Here is a 20476-nt window from a genome sequence, read left to right as displayed (position 1 = left end):
AACTTGTCAACGATTTCGCCCCCCGGATGTGAAACTATTTCACTTCCCCCTTCAAAGGTCCTTACGTGACGAAGAAACAGAAAGGTTCGGGAGCCGACCGCGGCCCCCGTAAACCCAAGGCCAGCCGCCCCGGCAAGGCGCTGGCCAAGTTCGGCGACCGGGTGCCGCCGACCGTGGTCGATCCCCATGCCGACCGAGAGGCCCAGCGCTACGACCAGCCGATCCCCAGCCGCGAGGCCATCCTGGCCCTGCTGGAGGAGCGCGGCGAACTGCTGATGGCCGAAGATATCGCCCGCTCCCTCCGCCTGTTCACCGACTACGAGATCAATGCGCTGGACCGCCGTCTGGGCGCCATGGTCCGTGACGGCCAGCTGTTGCGGAATCGCCGCGGAAGCTACGCCCCGGCGGAGAAGCTCAGCCTGATTCCCGGCCGGGTCATCGCCAACGCCGAGGGCTACGGCTTCCTGCGCCCGGACGAGGGTGGGGAAGACCTCTATCTCTCGCCGTCGCAGATGCGCAGCGTGCTGCACGGCGACCGCGTGCTCGCCAGCGTGGTCGGCATCGACCGCCGTGGACGCCGCCAGGGCGCCATCGTGGAAGTGCTGGAGCGGCGTTCACCGCGCCTCGTCGGCCGCGTGGTCGTCGAGAACGGAGTGACCCTGGTGGAACCGGACGACCGGCGCCTGCACCAGAACATCATGATCCCCGCCGGCCGCGAGGCCGGTGCCCGTTCCGGTGAAATCGTGGTCGTCGAGATCACCGACCCACCGACACCGCACCGCGGCCCCATGGGCACGATCCGTGCCGTGCTGGGCGAGCGGCTGGAACCGTCGCTGGTGGTGGAAATGGCGATCGCCAGCCACGACCTGCCGCACGAATGGCCTGCCCAGGTCGTCCGCCAGGCCGAGGAAGTGGAGCCCAAGGTCACCGCCGAGGAACGCAAGGGCCGCACCGACATCCGCAAGTTGCCTCTGGTCACGATCGACGGCGAGGATGCCCGCGACTTCGACGACGCCGTCTACGCCGAAGCGCTGAAGGACGGCGGTTTCCGCCTGATCGTCGCCATCGCCGACGTGTCGCACTACGTGCCCCTGGGCACGCCGCTCGACGTCGAAGCGTACGACCGCAGCACCTCCACCTATTTCCCCGGTTTCGTCGTGCCGATGTTGCCGGAGACGCTGTCCAACGGCATCTGCTCCCTCAATCCGAAGGTCGACCGCCTGTGCATGGTCTGCGACATGGAGATCGACGAGGAAGGCGAGGTGGTCCGGTCGAAGTTCTACGACGCGGTGATGTATTCGCACGCGCGGCTCACCTATAACAAGGTGTGGCAGGCCGTGGGCGAGCGCAATGCCGACGTGCGCGAGGAAATCGCGGACGTGCTTCCGCAGGTCGAAACCCTGCACCGTCTCTACAAGGTGATGGCGAAGGCGCGCAAGCGTCGCGGCGCCATCGATTTCGAGACGCCCGAAGTGAAGTTCCGCCTGGCCCCGTCGGGCGACGTCGTCTCCATGGGCGCCAGCGACCGCAACGATGCGCACAAGCTGATCGAGGAGTGCATGATCGCCGCGAACGTGCAGGCGGCGAGGTATCTTTCGAAGCGGAAGATCCCGGCGCTCTACCGCGTGCATGCGTCGCCGCCGGCGGAAAAATACGACGACCTCCTGCAGTTCCTGCGCGAGTTCAAGCTGAAGATGCCGCCGGCCGACGAGGTCACGCCCGCCGACTTCTCCGCCTTGCTCAAGAAAGTGCACGATCGTCCCGAAGCGGAACTGATCCAGTCGGTGCTCCTGCGCGCGCAGAGCATGGCCGTGTACCACCCGGAGAACCAGGGCCACTTCGGCCTGGCGTTGGATGCGTACGCGCACTTCACCTCGCCGATCCGCCGTTATCCCGACCTGCTCGTGCATCGCGCCATCCGTTACGCGCTGACCAAGGGCAAGCCGGCCGACTACACGTATAGCGAGAGCCAGATGGCCTCGATGGCCGTGCATTGCTCGCAGCGCGAGCGCCGTGCGGAAGAAGCCGAGCGCGATGTCGACGAGCGCTTCAAGTGCGCCTGGATGGAGAAGCACGTCGGCGAGGAATTCGCCGGCACGATCACGGGTGTCACGTCGTTCGGCTTGTTCGTCGAACTGTCGGCGTCGCGTGTATCCGGTCTCGTCCATGTCTCGCAGTTGCCGAACGACTACTACAAGTTCGATCCGGTCCGTCACTTGCTGTCCGGCGAGCGCACGGGAGCCAGCTATCGCCTCGGCGATTACGTGAGCGTGCAGGTGCTGCGCGCGAGCCTGGAAGATCGAAAGATCGATTTCCGTCTCGTGGCGCGTCTGGCCGCACTGCCGAAGCCGCCTCCGCCGGTTGCCGCCGCACCCGCGCCGGCGCCGCGCTCAGGCATGGCGGAAGCCGGCAAGGCCTTTGGCCGCGCCGCGAAGAAGGCGGTGGGCCGGATCTTCGGCAAGAAGACCAAGGCCCCGGTTGCCGCCGAGCCGGTGGCGGAGCATCATGCGCGGCCTGCTCGTCAGGCGGCTGCGGAGACCGGTGCTGTCGCGCGCAAGCGCGCTTCCCACCCCAGGGATGCCTCCCACTCGAAGGACGTTGTGTCGTCGAAGGATGGGGCTCGTTCCAGCGGTGGGAATCGTTCGAGGGGACGGCAGGGCGCGGAGAGCGAGAGGCCGGCGTCCAGGAAGGTCGATGCGCCGCGCAACGACCTGGCCAAGAGCCGCGGAACGAAGAACGCCCAGCCCGCGAAACAAACCGGAACCAAGACGGCGGCCAAGCCGGCGCCGGTGAAGAGCGCACCCGCGAAGACCGCGGCCAAGAGCGCACGACGTAGACCCAGGAGCAAGCCGCAAGCATGAGCGAGTCGTGGATCGTTGGCATCAATCCGGTCGAAGGCGCTCTAGCCAACGATCCGGATCGTGTCCGTGAAGTATTGATCGAGCAGAATTCCAAGAACGCGCGCGTGAACGAGATTGCCGCGCAGGCGCGCAAGCTCGGCTTGCCGGTTAAACCGGTGGGCAAGGAGCAGCTCGAAAAGCTCGGTGGCGAAGCACGCCACCAGGGCGTGATCGCCCGTTACGAGACGCCGCCGCTGCGAGGGGAGAACGATCTGCCCGCCTTGCTCGACGCGGCAGGGTCCGATGCCTTGGTACTGGTGCTCGATGGGGTCACCGATCCGCATAACCTCGGCGCTTGCCTGCGCAGCGCCGCGGCGGCGAACGTGACCGCCGTGGTCGTGCCGAAGGACCGCGCCGTCGGCATCACGCCGACGGTACGCCGTGCGTCGGCTGGCGGTGCCGACCTCGTGCCGGTGATCGCCGCGACCAACCTCGCCCGCGCCATGCGTCTGCTCAAGGATGCCGGCGTGTGGATCACGGGGCTGGACGGCGACACCGATCAGTCCATCTACGACATCGATCTCAAGGGACCGGTGGCCTTGGTGATGGGCAGCGAGGGCGATGGCATGCGCCGTCTCACCCGTGATACCTGCGACTTCGTCGCGAAGATCCCGATGCCCGGTGGCATGGAAAGCCTCAACGTCTCGGTGGCCACGGGTATCGTCTTGTTCGAAGCGTTGCGTCAGCGAGGAGGGAAGCGATGAACCTGTTCTGGCATGACTGGGCTGGCTTGATCGGTGTCACCCTGGTGTTGGTGGCGTTCTTTCTGCTCCAGGCGCACAAGCTGTCGGGCCAGGGTTATCCGTACCAGGTGATGAACCTGGTAGGGGCCTTCGGCATTCTTCTCTCGTTGATCTTCGGTACTTTCAACCTCTCCGCATTCTTGCAGGAAATGGCGTGGTTCCTGATCAGCGTGTACGGCATCGTGCGCGGAGTGAAGGCGAAGAAAGCGGCCGCGACGCCCATACTTTAGCGAGCTTGGTGGGAGAGATCTGGGTGGGAGCCGACTTTGTCGGCGATGGGTGCCTGCCTCAGGCCCATGTGGGAGCCGACTCTGTCGGCGATGGATGCTTGCCTCGAACTGGCCCGCTGCCGCGGGATCGCCGACAAGGTCGGCTCCCACCAGGTGATCGCCGGCGAGGTGCCAGCCCGGGTCAGCGAGGGGTTACACAGGATGTGTAGAATGCTTGGCGGATCGGCGCAAGGCCTGTCCGCATGCGGGGACGGCCCCGCGATGCGCATCATCTCCGCGGGGACGACCCCGCCTGTGCGGAGTCGCTTCCATGTATTGGTCCATCCTTGTACTCGCCGGTCTCTTCGAGATCGCCTGGGCCGTCGGCCTGAAATATACCGAGGGCTTCACGCGCCTCGTGCCGAGTCTGCTGACCGGCACCGCCATGGTGATAAGCATCGTGTTGCTCGCCATCGCCACCAAGAAATTGCCGCTCGGCACCGCTTACGCGGTGTGGACCGGCATCGGCGCGGTAGGTGCGGTGACCATGGGTATCATGCTGTTCGGTGAATCGGCGCAGCCGTTGCGGTTGCTTTGCGTCGGGTTGATCGTGGTGGGAATCCTGGGGCTGAAGCTGACTTCGGCCGCCTGAATCGCTGGATCGGCGAGTCCAAGGGTCGAGGAGTCCCTGAGTCTGCCGGACCATTGAATCGCCGACCCTGTCGGCGATGGGGGTGACGAGGCCTTCCCAATCGCCGCTGAAGCGGCTCCCACACGGGCTAGACAGGCTATACACAGGCCGTCTTCGTGTGGGAGCCGCTTCAGCGGCGATGCTCTTCAGGGCTTGTCGAAATCCGGGCTGGCCGTCGTGTCGCGCTTCGTGCGCGGTGCCACCAACGGTTCGCCATGGACCACGAACCAGACGTTCTCGGCGATGTTCGTCGCATGATCGCCGATGCGCTCGATGTTCTTGGCCATGAACAGCAGGTGCGTGCACGGCGTGATGTTGCGCGGGTCTTCCATCATGTAGGTGAGGAGGGCGCGGAACACCACCGTGTACGCCTCGTCGAGGTTCGCATCCGACTTCCACACCTCATAGGCCGCCTCGGCATCCTGCTCGTCGTAAGCCTTGAGCACGTTGCGCAGCTGGTCGGCGGCGAGTTCGGCGAGGTTCGCCAGGCCGCCGGCGGCGGTGATCGGCGCCACGCGGCTCAACGGGATGGAACGCTTGGCGACATTGGCGGCATAGTCGCCGATGCGCTCGATGTCCGCGGCGATGCGCAGGGCCGCGAACACGTTGCGCAGGTCGCCGGCGATCGGCGCGCGCAGGGCGAGCAGGCGGACCACGTCCTGGCTCACTTCCTGTTCCAGCGCGTCCAGCGCGTCGTCGTTGTCGACCACGCGCTGGGCGGCGCGCTCGTCGCGGCGCTCGACCACGTCGATGGCCGCCTCGAGCTGCGCAAGCGCCAGTTCGCCCATCCTGACGATCTCGCCGGTGAGGCGCTTCAGTTCGCTGTCGTAGCTCTTGATGATGTGTTCGTGCGGATTGTTCATCGCGGGACCTCGGAGTAGGGGGCGCTTAGCCGAAACGGCCGGTGATGTAGTCTTCGGTCTGCTTCTTGTCCGGCTTGGTGAAGATCTTCTCCGTCCGGTCGAATTCGATCAGCTCGCCCATGTACATGAAGGCCGTCATGTCCGAGCAGCGTGCCGCCTGCTGCATGTTGTGCGTCACGATGACGATCGTGAAATCCTTCTTGAGCTCTTCCACCAGCTGCTCGATGCGGCTGGTGGCGATCGGGTCCAGCGCCGAGGTCGGCTCGTCGAGCAGCAGCACTTCGGGCTTCAGCGCGATGCCGCGGGCGATGCACAGGCGCTGCTGCTGGCCGCCGGAAAGACCGAGCGCGCTCTGCTTGAGCTTGTCCTTCACCTCGTCCCACAGCGCCGCGCCACGCAAGGCCTGTTCCACGCGGCTTTCCATCTCCGAGCGCGAGAGCTTTTCATGGTGGCGGATGCCATAGGCGACGTTCTCGAAGATGGTCATCGGGAACGGCACCGGCTTCTGGAACACCATGCCGACCTTGCTGCGCAGGCGGTTCAGCGAGTACTTCGGATCGAGGATGTTCTCGCCATCCAGGACGATCTCGCCGCTGGCGCGCAGGTTGGGGTAGATCGCGTAGATGCGGTTGAAGATGCGCAACAACGTGGACTTTCCGCAACCGGACGGCCCGATGATCGCGGTGACCTTCTTCTCCGGTACGTCCATGGCGATGTTCTTGATCGCGTGGAAATCGCCGTAGTGGAAGTTCACGTCGCGCACGGTCATCTTCGCCGGCACCTGGCCAAGGTCGACGCCGGAGGCGTGCGGCGACGTGCCGAAGCCCGGCTGGGAGGCGACTTCGTTCATGTTAGTCATGGGACACCTTGGAGCGCGAGAAGACGAAACGGGCGATCAGGCTGAGCGCCAGCACGAACATGGTCAACACGAAGGCACCGGCCCAGGCCAGGGTATTGATGTCGGGGCTGGGGTCCTTGGTGTACTCGTAGATGACCTGGGGCAGGCTCGGCATCTTGTCGATCGGGTTGAAGGTCATGAAATTGTTGCCGAAGGCCGTGAACAGCAGCGGCGCGGTCTCGCCGCTGATGCGGGCCAACGCCAGCAGCACGCCGGTGACGATACCCGAGCGCGCGGCGCGGATCAGGATCTGCATCGTCAGCTTCCACTGCGGTACGCCGAGCGAGAGCGCGGCCTCGCGCAGCGTGCCGGGCACCAGGCGCAGCATTTCGTCGGTGGTACGCACGATGACGGGCAGCGCGATCAGGGCCAGGGCGATGCCGCCCGCGATACCCGAGAAAGTCACGTCACCGTTGGTCAGCCACTTCGACGGCAACACGATCACGGTATAGACGAAGAGGCCCAGCACGATCGACGGCGCGGAAAGCAGGATGTCGTTGAGGAAGCGGATGGTCGGGCCGAGCCGGGAGCGCAACGAGTATTCCGCCAGCCAGGTGCCTGCGGCAACGCCGATGGGCGTGGCGATCAGGATGCCGAGCACGTTGAGGATGAGGCTGCCGACCATGGCATTGGCCAGGCCGCCTTCCTCGCGGTAGGCCGTGATCTTCGTGAAGAGCTGCGGCTTCAGCCCCGCGATACCCTGGCTCAGGGTTTCCCAGAGTATCCACGCCAGGAACAGCAGGCCCACGGCGGTGGCGAGGATGCTGAAGGCCATCGCCACGACGTTCTTGATGCGGCGCTTCGTATAGAGCGAGGCGGACATTACCTGCCCTCCTTCGTGGCGAGCCGGCGGAGCATGAGGCGCGCGATGAGCAGCACGATGAAGGTCACCACGAAGAGCAGGAACGCCAGCGCCATCAGGGCCGACTTCTGCAGGCCTTCGGCCTCGCCGAACTGGTTGGCGATGGTCGAGGCGATGGAGCTGCCGGTCTCGAGGATCGACGGGGTGAACTTGAACGTGTTGCCGAGCACGAAGGCCACGGCCATGGTCTCGCCGAGGGCGCGGCCCAGGCCGAGGAAGATGCCGCCGATCACGGCGGTGCGGGTGTAAGGCACCACGATGTCCCAGACCACTTCCCACGTGCTCGAACCCAGCGCATAGGCGGATTCCTTGAGGCGCGTCGGTACCGTCTGGAACACCTCGCGCATCACCGAGGAGATGAAGGGGATGATCATCACCGCCAGGACCAGCCCCGCGGTGAGCACGCCCGCACCGAAGAACGGGTATTCGCTGGAAAAGAATTTCGCGATCCACGGCACGTGCTGGACCAGCCACGAGACCTGGCCGTCCGGCGGATCGGCGCTGAAGTTGTTCATCAGCCAGGGCTTGATGTGCTCGGCGACGAAGGGGGCGAAGATGAAGAGGCCCCACATGCCATAGATGATCGAAGGAATGCCGGCCAGCAACTCGATGGCCGAACTGACCGGACCGCGCAGCCAGCCGGGCGCGATCTCGGTGAGGAAGAGGGCGATGCCGAAACTCACCGGCACGGCGAATACCAGGGCGATGACGGCGGTGGTGATGGTGCCCATCACCGGCACCAGGGCACCGAACTGATTGTTGCCCGGGTCCCAGGCGTCGCTGGTGAGGAACCCCCAGCCGAAGGTGGCGAAGGCGTCGCGGCCGAGCCAGAGGGTGGACAGCGCGGCGCCGATCAGGGTGATCAGGACGAGCAGCGCACAGGCCTTGAGTACCCAGCCGAAAAGCCGGTCGTTGCGTGCATCGGTTGCGTTTCGGCCCGCCTCGATCGCACGGTCGGCTTTCGGGACGGCGTTGCTGACGGTGGCATGCATGATGGTTCGGGTTCCCGGGCCTATGCAGACGTGTGGGTCGCCGCCCCGGGCGGGACGGCGACCCCCTTGAACGATACTCTGGGCCCGCTATGTGTCAGCCGGACTGTCGAGATCGGGTCAGTTCTTGAATTCCGAAGCCCAGTAGGCTTCGATCTGCTGGACCAGCGGCGCCGGAAGGGCGACGTAGTCGAGCGAGGCGGCCTGTGCCTGGCCCTTTTCCAGCGACCACTTGAAGAAGTCGAAAGCGACCTTGGAGTGCGAGGCGTTCTTGGACTTCTTGTACATGATCACCCAGGTCGTCGCCGTGATCGGCCACGCCTGCGCGCCCGGGGCGTTGGTCATGATCAGGTTGAAGTCCTTGGCGCTCTTCCAGTCGGCCGTGGCGGCCGCGGCGGCGAAGCTGTCGGCGTTCGGCTGTACCCACTGGCCGGCGGCGTTCTGCATCTGCGCGTAGGAAAGCTTGTTCTTGGTGGCGTAGGCGTATTCCACGTAGCCGATCGAGCCCGGGATCTGGCGCACGTACTGCGCGACGCCTTCGTTACCCTTGCCACCCACGCCCGCCGGCCATTCGACCGCCGTGCCGAACTTCACCTTCGACGCCCATTCCGGGCTGACCTTGGACAGGTAGTTGGTGAAGTTGAACGAGGTGCCCGAGCCGTCCGAGCGATGCACCACGGTGATCTTGACGTCGGGAATCTTCACGCCGGGATTCAGCGCGGCGATGGCCGGATCGTTCCAGCGGGCGACCTTGCCCAGGTAGATGTCGGCGAGCAGCTTGCCGTCGATCTTGATCTGGCCCGGGGCGACGCCCTGCAGGTTGACGATGGGCACGATGCCACCGACGACGACCGGGAACTGGCCGAGGCCGAACTTGGCCAGGTCTTCCGCGCTCATCGGAGCGTCGGAGGCGCCGAAATCGATCGTGCCTTCCTTGATCTGGGCGATGCCCGCACCCGAGCCGACCGACTGGTAGTTCAGCTTGTTGCCGGTGTTCTCAGCGTACGTCGCCGACCACTTCGAGAGGACCGGATAGACGAAGCTCGAGCCGGCGCCCGTGATATCGGTAGCCTGGGCGGACATGCCGAAAAGGGACGCGGCGACGAGCGCTGCAATACGGAGTTTGTGTGTGAACACGGAGCTTTCCTCGGGTGAATGAGTGTCGGGCGAGGCCCGCCCGGGGCTGTATTCCAGCCTTGCCGTGTTGCAATGAGACGTACTGAATGTTGCAGCGGTATGACACCCGCCTTTTTGGTGTCATATTCAGGAACTTACGAAATGTCTCAGACCGTGAGCGGGGCGGCCATCTCGCGCTCCGCGAGCTCCAGGCGACGCCAGCGGTTGACGATTTCGCAGAAAAGCTCGGCCGTGCGTTCGGCGTCGTAGATGGCCGAGTGGGCCTCGCGCGTATCGAACGGCAGCCCCGCGGCCAGCACCGCCTTGCTCAGCACCGTCTGGCCGTAGGCGAGGCCGCCGAGGGTGGCGGTGTCGAAGCAGCTGAAGGGGTGGAACGGATTGCGCTTGTGGCCCGTGCGGCGCACCGCCGCGTTGAGGAAGGCCAGGTCGAAGGCCGCGTTATGGCCCACCAGCACCGCCCGCTGGCACTCGGCGGCCTTCACGGCATCGCGAATCGCGTTGAACACATGGTCGAGTGCCTGGCGCTCGGGCAGGGCACCGCGAAAGGGATGGTCGGGGTCGATCCCGGTGATTTCCAGCGAACGCGGGTCGATGTTGGCGCCCGGGAACGGTTCGACATTCGCCGAGACCGCCGCCTGCGGCACCAGGAAGCCCGAGGCCTCCATGGCGATGGGCACCACGGCGATCTCCAGCAGGGCGTCGCGTTCGGCATCGAAGCCGCCGGTCTCGACATCGACGATGACCGGCAGGAATCCCCTGAACCGCCCGGCCATGCTCGAAGCGGTGCTGTTGCTCGTCGTATCCATCCTTAAAGGATATCAGTCCGGGGCCCGCACCGGCACGCGCCCCGACCGCCGCGGTCGTTAAGGGAATGTGCGCGTGTCTCCGATCTGTAACAAAAAAGGCATGGAACGGTAAAGGCGACGGCTCATTCTTCGCGCCGTTGGGCCCTTTTGAGGATTTTCGGACAGAAAAGTCTCAGGAGGGGTCAGGGGTTCCACACACATCCATCCTTAAGCGGAGAAATCCCATGCGTTCCAAGTTGCTCACGGTGGCCATCGCTGCCGGTCTGGGCGTGACCAGCTTCTCGGCCCTTGCCGCGACGCCCAAGTCGCAGCAGCCGGCCCGGGTCACGGTCGACGCCGCCACCCTTCAGCAGCTGCAGGCGCAGCTCGCCGCGCTCCAGGCCAAGGTCTCCGAGCTGGAGAGCAAGCAGGAAGCGCAGGCCGACGCGCAGATCGAAACGGCCAAGGCCGTCAACGACGTGCAGGTCGCTGCCACCAAGCCGACCGAAGACCTCTCCAAGAAGCTCGATGCGCTGAACAAGCTGGTCGACAATACCCATGTCGGCGGCACGATGTTCTTCGACGTGTCGAACATGAGCCACAGCGAAAAGATCGGCACCAACCCGAGCAACCACAAGGACGGCCACGGTGCCGTCAACGGCACGGGCTTCGACGTCAAGCGCTTCTACCTGACCGTCGACCACAAGTTCGACGACGTCTGGTCGGCCAACCTGACCACCGACTTCAACTACCAGTCGACGCTGTCGCAGACCAGCCTCTTCGTGAAGAAGGCCTACGTGCAGGGCAAGTTCGACCCGCTCTTCACCGTCCGCTTCGGTGCGGCCGACATGCCGTGGATTCCGTTCGTCGAGAAGTGGTACGGCTACCGCTACGTCGAGAACACCATCACCGACCGTTCGTTCGAGGGTGGCCGCAGCGGCTCGACCGCGACCGCCGGCGGCGTCGGCGCGTTCGGCAACTCGTCCGACTGGGGTGTCCACGCCCTGGGCGCGACCACCGGTGACAACTCGATCAACTACCAGGTGTCGGTCGTCAACGGCCGCGGCTATCGCAACCTGAGCCGTTCGAAGAGCGTCGACGCCGAAGCACGCTTCGGTTACTCGCCGATCGAGCAGATGGTCATCGCCCTGGGCGGTTACTCCGGTAAGCGTGGCAACGACGTCGAGGACGGCGTGCCGACCCGCACCGCCAGCCGTGGCGATGCCATGGTGGCCTGGCGCGACAAGACCTGGGGCGCCGGTGCGGAGTACTTCCACTCCGAGAACTGGGACGACATCCTGAAGTACCAGGGTACCGGTCCCGCTCCGCTCTCGGTCAAGGACAAGGCCGACGGTTACTCCGTGTGGGCCGACTGGCACTTCTACGACCAGTTCGCGGTGTTCGCCCGCTACGACCACGTGAGCTACAAGTACACGACGCTGACCGACGTGGAGCGCGAGCTGAAGGACAAGTACTACAACGCCGGTATCTCGTACGACGTGTTGAAGAACCTGAAGCTGGCCCTCGTCTACAAGCACAACCAGCTGGACGGCCCGTTCGCTACCCCGTACCACTACAAGACGAACGAAGTGGGCTTCTGGGGCATGCTGAGCTTCTGACGAGCATCGGAAAGGAGTTCTGCTCAGGGACGAACGAACGGCGGGCGCAAGCCCGCCGTTTTTTCTTGGGAAAAGGAAGGCTCTGGTGGGAGCCGACCCCGTCGGCGATTCCCGGTTGCGAATCGTCTCAGGAATGTAACAGCCATCCGGACGTCCAAATATCGCGTGCCGAATCATTTCGACCGGCGCGCAATCACTAAAAAACCCTTGCTACATCACGTTTTCGAAGCGAAAACGCAGTCCATCCTGAATTTGGTGCGACGCCGCACTTGCATCCGTCACATTCGCTGGGTAGGTTCGGGTGCATGAACCTCCTTCCGACCGCCACCATGCGTCGCATCGCGAGCACGTTTCTCGTGCTTCTCGCGCTGTTCGTCGTGTGTGCCGGCGTGCAGGCGATGCCGTGCGAACGGCATGCCTCTTCGGTCATGGAGCAGCAATACGCGTCGCCCTCGGGTGGCGCCCTCGACGATGTCGTGGACCTGGCCGACCAGGACCCCGTGCCCTCGATCGAAGATAACGGCGGGGGTCTCGACGATACCTTCGATGTGCCGCCGCAGCATGCGGTGACCGTGCCGCATCTGGTCGAGGCCCGTCCGCAAGGCACCCTGCCTGCGCCCCGCCCGCATCATCCCAGCCTCGATCTGCGCCCTCCCATCGGCTGATCGTGCCGGCGCCGTTCCGCGCGCCAGGCTTCGTTACACACCCGTAATCCGTTGACCCGTGCGTGCCGGCCAAGCCGGTCGCCAGCGAGCGTGCGCGCTCGCCCCCCATTCTCCCCAAAGAGGAACACCGCCATGGAACGTCTCATCCAGGGTTTTCATCACTTTCGCCGCCACATGACCGCCGAACAGCGCGAGCTTTTCGCGCGACTGGCTTCGGGACAGACGCCGCACACGATGTTCATCACCTGCGCCGACTCGCGCGTGATGCCGGAACTGATGTTCGCGGCGCAGCCCGGCGACATCTTCGTCTATCGCAATGTGGGCAACATCGTTCCCCCCTACGCACAGCACGTCAGTGGCGTGATGGCGGCGATCGAATACGCGGTGTCGGCGCTCAAGGTGCAGCACATCGTCATCTGCGGCCATTCCGACTGCGGTGCGATGAAGGCGTTGCAGAACCCGGCCCTGCTGCAGGGCAAGCCGTCGGTCGAGCAGTGGCTCAAGCATGCCGACGTGGCGCGCTACGTGGTGGCCGAAAACCGTCCCACCATCCATGGCGAGGAAGGCCTGCGCTACCTCACCGAGGAAAACGTCGTCGGCCAGCTGGAGCACCTGCGCACGCTGCCCGCCGTGGCCGCCGCCATGGCCAATGGAAGCCTGCGCATCCACGGCTGGATCTACGACATAGCCAAGACGGAGATCACCGCTTTCGACCCGGTCGAAGGCCGCTTCCGTCCGCTGGTCGCCGGGGATACGAACGTGCCGGACGCTACGCCGCACGCTCGTTTCTCCACGCCGCCGCCGGTCGCGTCCGCCGCTTAAGGAATGTTCGCCATGCGTGCTTATTTCTCCCAGGGCCTCTTTGGCCGCGACCTCCTAGGATCGGTGGTCGTTTTTCTTGTCGCATTGCCGCTGTGCATGGGTATCGCGATCGCATCGGGCATGCCGCCCAGCGCGGGACTCATCACCGGCATCGTCGGCGGTATCGTCGTGGGGGCCATCGCCGGTTCGCCGCTGCAGGTGAGCGGCCCGGCGGCGGGCCTCGCGGTCCTGGTGTTCGAACTGGTGCGCGAGCACGGCGTGGCCGCCCTCGGTCCCGTCGTGCTTCTGGCCGGGCTGATCCAGATCGCGGCCGGCCTTTGCCGGGTGGGCGTATGGTTTCGCATGACCTCGCCCGCGGTGGTCGCTGGCATGCTTTCGGGCATCGGCATCCTCATCGTCGCTTCGCAGTCGCACGTGCTGCTCGACGCGGTTCCCAAGGCCCGAGGCCTTGAGAACTTCACCGCGCTACCGGGCGCCGTCTGGGAATCGGTGACGGGCGCCGGCGAAGGACAGGCGCCTGCCGCCCTGATGATCGGCCTTGGTACGATCGCGATCATGCTGGCGTGGGAAAAGCTCCGTCCGGCGAGGCTGCGTTTCGTCCCGGGTGCCCTGCTCGCGGTGGTCGCGATGACCGCCGCGGCGCAGTTCGGGGCATTCGACGTGAAGCGCGTGGACGTGCCGTCGAACTTGTTCTCGGCGGTGACCTTGCCCAGTCTGGGCAGCCTGTTCGGCGTGTTCGACGCGACCTTGCTGGTGGCCGCCGCGACCTTCGCCTTCATCGCCAGTGCCGAGACCTTGCTCTCGGCCGCCGCCGTGGATCGCATGCATGACGGCGAACGCACGAACTACGACCGTGAGCTGACGGCGCAAGGCGTGGGTAACCTCATCTGCGGTTTCCTCGGCGCGTTGCCCATGACGGGGGTGATCGTGCGCAGCGCGGCCAATGTGCAGGCCGGTTCGGCCACGCGCATGGCGGCGATCATGCACGGTGGTTGGCTGCTGGCCTTCGTGATGCTGTTGCCCTGGCTGATGCGGATGACACCGGTCTCGTGCCTCGCGGGCATCCTCGTGTTCACCGGCGTGAAGATGGTCAACCCGAAGCAGATCAAGAGCCTCGCCGCCTATGGCAAGGGTACGGCCGCGGTCTATGTCGCGACCACGCTGGCCATCGTCGCCACGGACCTGCTGACGGGTGTCATCGTCGGCTTCGGGTTGTCGCTGCTGCGTCTGGCGCTGCTTTCGTCCAAGCTGAAGATGGACGTGACGCATCACGACGAGCCGGGCACGGCCACGCTGCACCTGGAGGGTTCGGCTACGTTCCTGAAGGTGCCGTCGATGGCGCGCACGCTAGAGCGCATTCCGCCGAACACGCGGCTGTCGGTGATGATGGACCGTCTGCATCATGTGGACCAGGCGTCGCTGGAACTGCTGCGTGAGTGGGGTAGCAATGCCTCCAAGCGCGGTTGTGAGTTGATCGTCGACTGGCAGGAGCTTGGGCGGCGGGTGGAGGGGTCGAGGCAGGCTGCCTAGTTTCCGCATCGCCGAATCGCCGACAGGGTCGGCTCCCACCAGGCAGCGTCATCCTGGTGGGAACCGGCCCTGCTCCGGTGGGAGCCGACCCCGTCGGCGATATTTTGGCCTTAGTGCGGGAGCCGACCCCGTCGGCGATGCTCCGGCTTTAATGTGGGAGCCGACTGTGTCGGCGATGCTCTCAGCCGGGCGCCTTCGTCTTATGCTTGTAAGCACACAGGTCGACGATCGGGCAGACAGGACACTCCGGCTTCCGCGCCTTGCACACATAGCGCCCATGCAGGATCAGCCAGTGGTGCGCGTCCTGGATGAACTCCTTCGGGATCACCTTGACCAGCTTGTCCTCGACCTTGCGCACGTCCGGCCCGGGGGCGAGGCCCGTGCGGTTGGCGACACGGAAGATATGCGTGTCCACCGCCAGTGTCGGCTCGCCGAACGCCGTGTTCAGCACGACGTTGGCCGTCTTCCGGCCGACACCGGGCAGTTCCTCCAGCGCTTCGCGTGAGCGCGGCACCTCGCCGGCATAACGGTCGACGAGGATCTGGCTCATGGCGATGAGGTTCTTCGCCTTGTTGTTGTAGAGGCCGATGGTGCTGATGTAGCCCTTCAGCTTCTCCAGGCCGAGATCGAGGATCTTCTGCGGCGTGTTCGCCACGGGGAACAGCTTGCGCGTGGCCTTGTTCACGCCGACATCGGTGGCCTGGGCGGACAACGCCACGGCGGCCAGCAGTTCGAAAGGCGTGGTGTATTCCAGTTCGGTCTTGGGGTGTGGATTCAGCTCGCGCAGGCGGCTGAACATCTCGACCACGTCGGCCTTCTTCACAGATGATCCTTTTTCTTTGCCTTGGCCCGGGCCAGGGCCTCAAGCACCGGGTTTCGCACCGTGGCCGCGGCGACGTCCGCCTTGCTTGCGGCGAGCCTGCGTTCGCGGGCCTCGCGTTCGCGGTCGAGGCGCCGTTCGCGGCGCTGGAAGCGCAAGCGGGCGGCATCGGCATGCACACGATCGTCCGCCTGGGCCAATGGCATCGGGTCGAGGGTGATGCAGTCCACCGGACAGGCGGGCACGCAGAGTTCGCAGCCGGTGCAGAGATCGGCGATCACCGTGTGCATGAGTTTCGACGATCCGACAATGGCGTCGACAGGGCAGACCTGGATGCACTTCGTGCAACCGATGCAATCCGCTTCCACGACGCGCGCCAGCGTGCGCTGTTTCTCCACGCCGTGCGTGGGATCGAGCGGAACGACCGGGCGGTCGAGCAGGGCGGCGAGCCGCGCGATCCCGATGGCCCCACCGGGCGGGCAGCGATCGATACCGGCATCGCCGGCGGCGATCGCTTCCGCATACGGACGGCAGCCATGAAAACCGCACTGCTCGCACTGCGTCTGCGGCAGCAGGCCATCGATCCGGTCGGCGAGCGTTGGCGTCATGGCTGGCGCGTGCCGATGGATGATCGTCAGCGAACGGTGGCGCCCGGCGCCGCGCCCTGGTCGGCATCGAGCAGGAACAGGTCCGCGCCGCCGTCGCCGGCGGAGAGGATCATGCCCTCGGACAGGCCGAAGCGCATCTTGCGCGGCGCGAGGTTGGCGATGAAGACGACGTTGCGGCCGATGAGCTTTTCCGGCTCGGCATAGGCGGCGCGGATGCCCGAGAAGATCTGGCGCTTGCCCAGCGGACCGGCATCGAGCTCGAAGCGCAGCAGCTTGTCCGAGCCTTCGACGAACTCGCAGGCCAGCACCTTGCCGACGCGCAGGTCGAGCTTGGCGAAGTCGTCGATGGAAATGGTGGCGGTCCCGGTGGTGGCGGCGTCGGTCATCGGTTTCGGTGCTTCCGTGGTTTTCTTGGCGGGCTTGGCGACCGCGGTGACGGCCTTGGCCTGTTCCGCGGGCGAGAAGGATTCTTTCGAGGCCTCGATCATCGCTTCGATCTTCTTCGGATCGAGCCGGCCGAACAGCGGCGAGAAGGCGTTGACGGTATGGCCGAACAACTCGCGACGGGCATCGTCGAAGTTCGCGATGGGCGCGCCGAGGAACGACTCCGCGGCGGCCACGGTGATCGGCAGGATCGGCTTGAGCAGGCCGGACAGCAGGCGGAACGCGTTGATGGCGAACGAGCAGACCTGCTGCAGTTCGTCACGTCGCGATTCGTCGCGGGCGATGACCCAGGGTGCCTTGGCGGCGATATAGCCGTTCACGGCATCGGCCATGGCCACGAAGCGGCGCGAAACCTCCGCAAACTCGTCCGCCTCGTACACGGCTTCGATGCCCTCGTACTGCGCGAGCAGGTCGCGCCACAGCGCCGTGGCCTCGTCGTCGAAGCGATCGGCGAGCGTGCCGGCGAAATGGGTATGCAGGAACCCGGCCGTGCGGCTGGCGATGTTCGCCCACTTCCCGACGAGGTGCGAGTTGACCCGTTCCTCGAACGATTTCAGGTCGAGGTCGACGTCCACCGGCTGCGGGCCGAGCATCGTCGCGAAGTAGTAACGCAAGGCCTCGGGATCGAGACCCGCGTCGAGGTAGGTGCGAGCCTGGATGAAGGTGCCTCGCGACTTGGACATCTTCGCGCCGTTCACCGTCAGGTACCCATTCACGTGCAACGCCGTGGGCGTGCGCATGCCGGCACCGTGCAACATCGCCGGCCAGAACAGGCCGTGGAAATTGATGATGTCTTTGCCGAGGAAGTGGTGCATCTCGGCGGTGCTGTCGGTACCGAGGAAATCGTCGAAACGCAGGCCCGTCCGCTCGCACAGCGCCTTGAACGAGGCGAGGTAGCCGACCGGGGCATCGAGCCATACATAGAAGAACTTGCCCGGCGCGTCGGGGATCGGGAAGCCGAAATAGGGCGCGTCGCGCGAGATGTCCCAATCGCGCAACCCGCCGTCGAGCCATTCGGCGAGCTTCGCGGTCACGCCACTGTTCGCCACCGGCTTGCCACCGGTGAACTTGCCGTCGAACCAGTCGCGCAGCAGGGTTTCGAACTTGCCCAGCTCGAAGAAGAAGTGTTCCGAATCGCGCAGGATCGGCGTCGCGCCGGACATCACGGAATAGGGTGAAATGAGGTCCGTGGGTGCGTACGTGGCGCCGCAGTTCTCGCAGTTGTCACCGTACTGGTCGGGCGTGCCGCAGTTGGGGCAGGTGCCCTTGATGTAGCGGTCCGGCAGGAACATGTCGCGCTCGGGGTCGTACAGCTGCTGGATGTCGCGGCGGGCGATGTAGCCACCGTCGCGCAGGCGCGTGTAGATGGCCGTCGCGAGATCCTGGTTCTCCGGCGAATGCGTGGTGTGGTACTGGTCGTAACTGAAGTGGAAGTCGGTGAAGTCGGCTTCGTGGCCGGCACGAATGCCCGCGATGTAGTCTTCCGGGGACTTCCCGACCTTCTCCGCCGCCAGCATGATCGGCGTGCCGTGGGCGTCCTCGCCGGCGACGTACCAGACCTCGTTACCCTGCATTCGCTGCGCGCGCGCCCAGATGTCGGCCTGGATATAGCCGAGCATGTGACCCAGGTGGAGCGGGCCATTGGCATAGGGAAGCGCGTTGGTGACGAGGATGCGACGGGCCATGGGGATCGGGTCGGCTGCGGGACCCGGGATTATGGCATGTGCGCTTGCGTCATGGCCCCGCGGCCCGTGCCGCTGGCTGCTACGATTCGTGCTCCTCCCCAGCCAAGGCCGCCTGCATGACCCGACCCGTCCGTCTCGCCATCAGCGGCGCTTCCGGCCGCATGGGGCTCGCGCTGCTTGAGCTCGTGCGTGACGACGAACGGTTCGAGCTCGCCCGGGCCATCGTCTCGGCCGGTTCGCCGCGACTCGGCAAGGCCGTTCATGGCGACGTCTCCGCGTTGCGCTTCACCGACTGGAACGACGCTGCCGGTGTCGACGTCGTCATCGATTTCAGCGGACCGGAAGGCCTCGCGGCGGCGCTCGATCATTGCGAGGAAAGCGGCGCGGCGCTGGTCACCGGCACGACCGGGCTTTCCGACGCGTTGGAAGAACGCCTCACGAAGGCGGCCGAGCGCATCGCCGTCCTTCGCGCCGCCAATTTCAGCCTGGGCGTGGCCGTGCTCACACGTCTCCTGCGTGAAGCCGCGGCGGCCTTGCCCGGCTGGGACCTCGACATCGTCGAAGCCCACCACAACCGCAAGGAAGACGCCCCGTCCGGTACGGCGCTGGCGCTGGGTCACGCGGCCGCCGCGGGACGCGGTTCCAGCCTCGACGAACTGGCCGTCTATTCGCGCGAAGGCCGTCCGGGTGCGCGCAAGCCCGGGACGATCGGTTTCGCCGTCGTGCGCGGCGGCGACATCGTCGGCGAGCACCAGGCCTTGCTGATGGGGCAGGGCGAACGCATCGAACTCGGCCACCGCGCGACCGACCGTTCGATCTTCGCGCGCGGAGCCCTCGAGGCCGCCGCGTGGATCGCCGGCCGGGCCCCCGGCGCCTGGTCGATCGAGGACGTGATCGCCTCCAAACGGGGTTGAGATCTCGAAGCCGTGTTAACATCCGCGCCGATGTCATTGGGGAGTAGCCATCCTCGTTCCCCCTGAGGAGTTCGCGTCAACAGACTTGGCGGTCCTTGTGACCCCATGGCGCGAACGGTAGCGACGCATGGAGAGTGCGCCGCCCGCCCGGCGAGACCTTTGGCCATCGACATGCTCACCCGGCCGGGCGAGCGGTGTCGTTGCGCCATCGGTTTTCTCGCGCTCGCCCGGCCTATAAGCGAAACATGCTGCTGACGTGCTTCCTGTTCCTGGTATCCGCCGGGGCCATCTATTTCGCCTGCGAGTACTTCGTCAACGGCGTCGAATGGTTCGGGCGCAAGCTCAACCTTGGTTCCACCACGACCGGTACGGTGCTGGCCGCCTTCGGTACCGCGTTGCCGGAAAGCGCCGTGACCTTCGTCGCCGTGGTTTTCGGCAAATCCCCGGAGGCGCGCGACATCGGCGTCGGGGCGGCGCTCGGCGGTCCCCTGGTGTTGGCGACCATCGCCTATGCGGTGGTCGGATTCGCTTTATATGCGGGGCGTAAACGCCTGAAAAGGCCGGATACGCGGGTCCGGGTGGATAACCGGCGGCTGGCGCGGGACCAGTCGTGGTTCCTCGCGATCTTCGTCGTCAAGGTGGGCCTCGGTCTCGTCGCCTTCAGCTGGAAGCCGTGGCTCGGCGTGCTGTTCCTGCTTTCGTACGCGTTCTACGTGTGGCGCGAAATGCGCGACGACACCAGCGGGCCGGACGACGAGGTGCTGGAGCCGCTCACCTTCCGTCCGCACGAGGCCAACCCGGGCATGAGCTGGGTGATGTTGCAGACGGGGCTGGCCCTGGTGGTGATCGCCATCGCCTCGCGCACCTTCGTGTGGCAATTGGAAGCGCTGGGAGAGTTCTTCCACCTGTCGCCGCATCTGGTCGCGCTCGTGTTGAGTCCGGTCGCCACCGAACTGCCCGAGACCGTGAACGCGCTGATCTGGGTGCGCCAGGGCAAGGAACGACTGGCGCTGGCGAACATCTCCGGGGCGATGATGATCCAGGCGACCATTCCCAGTTCACTGGCGTTGTTCGCCACGCCGTGGTTGTTCGACACGCCGTTGATCGTGGCGGGCGTGATCACGGCCGTGGCGGTGGTGGCCCTGTGGGCGATGTTCCGCCGGGGGGCGGTGGAAGCGCGCTGGTTGATGCCGATCGGGGCGCTTTACGGGGTGTTCGCGCTGTTCGTGGGGTGGTATTTCGGGTTGCGCTGAGGTTGCCCGGATCGCCGACGAAGTCGGCTCCCACAGGGG

General features: G+C 65.5%; 19 protein-coding genes and 1 riboswitch. Of the genes, 10 read left to right on the top strand and 9 right to left on the bottom strand.

Annotation, left to right across the window (positions count from 1 at the left end):
* Positions 1 to 65: 65 nt before the first annotated feature.
* The 4 genes from rnr to sugE all read left to right on the top strand — a co-directional run bounded on the left by rnr (position 66) and on the right by sugE (position 4504).
* Entirely contained in the window at positions 66 to 2861 is a 2796-nt protein-coding gene (gene rnr / locus ACN9M2_RS12330) for a ribonuclease R (RefSeq protein ID WP_426285016.1), read from the top strand.
* Positions 2858 to 3604 carry a 23S rRNA (guanosine(2251)-2'-O)-methyltransferase RlmB gene (gene rlmB, locus ACN9M2_RS12325; RefSeq protein ID WP_426285015.1) on the top strand — a complete coding sequence of 249 codons (747 nt, stop codon included), beginning with the start codon at positions 2858 to 2860 and terminating at the stop codon, positions 3602 to 3604. The genes rnr and rlmB overlap by 4 nt, the downstream gene beginning before the upstream one ends.
* Positions 3601 to 3873: a CBU_0592 family membrane protein gene (locus tag ACN9M2_RS12320; RefSeq protein WP_426285014.1), complete on the top strand. Its 273-nt coding sequence runs from the start codon at positions 3601 to 3603 to the stop codon at positions 3871 to 3873. Before rlmB ends, ACN9M2_RS12320 begins: the two co-directional genes overlap by 4 nt.
* A gap of 310 nt (positions 3874 to 4183) precedes the next feature.
* The gene (gene sugE, locus ACN9M2_RS12315) at positions 4184 to 4504 is read left to right on the top strand and encodes a quaternary ammonium compound efflux SMR transporter SugE (protein ID WP_426285013.1); all 321 of its coding nucleotides are present in this window, start codon (positions 4184 to 4186) and stop codon (positions 4502 to 4504) included.
* Between the two features lie 185 nt (positions 4505 to 4689).
* Here sugE and phoU read toward each other — a convergent pair whose 3' ends face one another.
* The 6 genes from phoU to rnt all read right to left on the bottom strand — a co-directional run bounded on the left by phoU (position 4690) and on the right by rnt (position 10098).
* Positions 4690 to 5406: a phosphate signaling complex protein PhoU gene (gene phoU / locus ACN9M2_RS12310; protein WP_426285012.1), complete on the bottom strand. Its 717-nt coding sequence runs from the start codon at positions 5404 to 5406 to the stop codon at positions 4690 to 4692.
* Positions 5407 to 5431: 25 nt separating this feature from the next.
* Positions 5432 to 6256 carry a phosphate ABC transporter ATP-binding protein PstB gene (gene pstB, locus ACN9M2_RS12305; RefSeq protein ID WP_426287916.1) on the bottom strand — a complete coding sequence of 275 codons (825 nt, stop codon included), beginning with the start codon at positions 6254 to 6256 and terminating at the stop codon, positions 5432 to 5434.
* 1 nt (position 6257) lies between these two features.
* Positions 6258 to 7127, bottom strand: coding sequence for a phosphate ABC transporter permease PstA (pstA, locus tag ACN9M2_RS12300; protein ID WP_426285011.1), 870 nt, complete (start codon positions 7125 to 7127; stop codon positions 6258 to 6260).
* Positions 7127 to 8158 carry a phosphate ABC transporter permease subunit PstC gene (pstC, locus tag ACN9M2_RS12295; RefSeq protein ID WP_426285010.1) on the bottom strand — a complete coding sequence of 344 codons (1032 nt, stop codon included), beginning with the start codon at positions 8156 to 8158 and terminating at the stop codon, positions 7127 to 7129. The genes pstA and pstC overlap by 1 nt, the downstream gene beginning before the upstream one ends.
* Before the next feature lie 117 nt (positions 8159 to 8275).
* On the bottom strand, positions 8276 to 9238 hold the full coding sequence (gene pstS / locus ACN9M2_RS12290; RefSeq protein ID WP_426287915.1) for a phosphate ABC transporter substrate-binding protein PstS: 963 nt from the start codon (positions 9236 to 9238) through the stop codon (positions 8276 to 8278).
* Between the two features lie 200 nt (positions 9239 to 9438).
* Positions 9439 to 10098 carry a ribonuclease T gene (gene rnt, locus ACN9M2_RS12285; protein WP_426285009.1) on the bottom strand — a complete coding sequence of 220 codons (660 nt, stop codon included), beginning with the start codon at positions 10096 to 10098 and terminating at the stop codon, positions 9439 to 9441.
* A 224-nt stretch (positions 10099 to 10322) separates the two neighbouring features.
* On the opposite strand from rnt, the gene ACN9M2_RS12280 reads away from it, so the two are divergent.
* From ACN9M2_RS12280 to ACN9M2_RS12265, 4 genes are all read left to right on the top strand, one after another.
* Entirely contained in the window at positions 10323 to 11696 is a 1374-nt protein-coding gene (locus ACN9M2_RS12280) for a porin (RefSeq protein WP_426285008.1), read from the top strand.
* 305 nt (positions 11697 to 12001) lie between these two features.
* The gene (locus tag ACN9M2_RS12275; protein WP_426285007.1) at positions 12002 to 12361 is read left to right on the top strand and encodes a hypothetical protein; all 360 of its coding nucleotides are present in this window, start codon (positions 12002 to 12004) and stop codon (positions 12359 to 12361) included.
* Between the two features lie 132 nt (positions 12362 to 12493).
* On the top strand, positions 12494 to 13183 hold the full coding sequence (locus ACN9M2_RS12270; RefSeq protein ID WP_426285006.1) for a carbonic anhydrase: 690 nt from the start codon (positions 12494 to 12496) through the stop codon (positions 13181 to 13183).
* A 12-nt stretch (positions 13184 to 13195) separates the two neighbouring features.
* Complete coding sequence (locus ACN9M2_RS12265; RefSeq protein ID WP_426285005.1) at positions 13196 to 14713, top strand: SulP family inorganic anion transporter; 1518 nt, start codon at positions 13196 to 13198, stop codon at positions 14711 to 14713.
* 181 nt (positions 14714 to 14894) lie between these two features.
* Here the strand turns inward: ACN9M2_RS12265 and nth are convergent, their stop codons facing one another.
* From nth to metG, 3 genes are read right to left on the bottom strand one after another with little or no spacing between them, the layout of a single operon-like run.
* Positions 14895 to 15512: an endonuclease III gene (gene nth / locus ACN9M2_RS12260; RefSeq protein ID WP_426287914.1), complete on the bottom strand. Its 618-nt coding sequence runs from the start codon at positions 15510 to 15512 to the stop codon at positions 14895 to 14897.
* A gap of 20 nt (positions 15513 to 15532) precedes the next feature.
* Positions 15533 to 16141 (bottom strand): RnfABCDGE type electron transport complex subunit B, encoded by a 609-nt coding sequence (locus ACN9M2_RS12255; RefSeq protein WP_426285004.1) that lies wholly within the window; start codon positions 16139 to 16141, stop codon positions 15533 to 15535.
* 26 nt (positions 16142 to 16167) lie between these two features.
* The gene (gene metG, locus ACN9M2_RS12250) at positions 16168 to 18270 is read right to left on the bottom strand and encodes a methionine--tRNA ligase (protein WP_426285003.1); all 2103 of its coding nucleotides are present in this window, start codon (positions 18268 to 18270) and stop codon (positions 16168 to 16170) included.
* A gap of 116 nt (positions 18271 to 18386) precedes the next feature.
* Here metG and dapB point away from each other — a divergent pair, with 116 nt between their 5' ends.
* Positions 18387 to 19184: a 4-hydroxy-tetrahydrodipicolinate reductase gene (dapB, locus tag ACN9M2_RS12245; RefSeq protein WP_426285002.1), complete on the top strand. Its 798-nt coding sequence runs from the start codon at positions 18387 to 18389 to the stop codon at positions 19182 to 19184.
* A gap of 26 nt (positions 19185 to 19210) precedes the next feature.
* A riboswitch (yybP-ykoY riboswitch) is annotated at positions 19211 to 19412 on the top strand.
* Between the two features lie 17 nt (positions 19413 to 19429).
* On the top strand, positions 19430 to 20437 hold the full coding sequence (locus tag ACN9M2_RS12240) for a sodium:calcium antiporter (protein WP_426285001.1): 1008 nt from the start codon (positions 19430 to 19432) through the stop codon (positions 20435 to 20437).
* Positions 20438 to 20476: the final 39 nt, after the last annotated feature.

This window comes from Luteibacter sp. E-22 (assembly GCF_049913125.1).
In the GTDB taxonomy this organism is placed as follows: Bacteria; Pseudomonadota; Gammaproteobacteria; order Xanthomonadales; family Rhodanobacteraceae; genus Luteibacter.
Note: the sequence above shows the minus strand (reverse complement) of the source record. Positions and strands in the feature narration are given on the sequence as shown.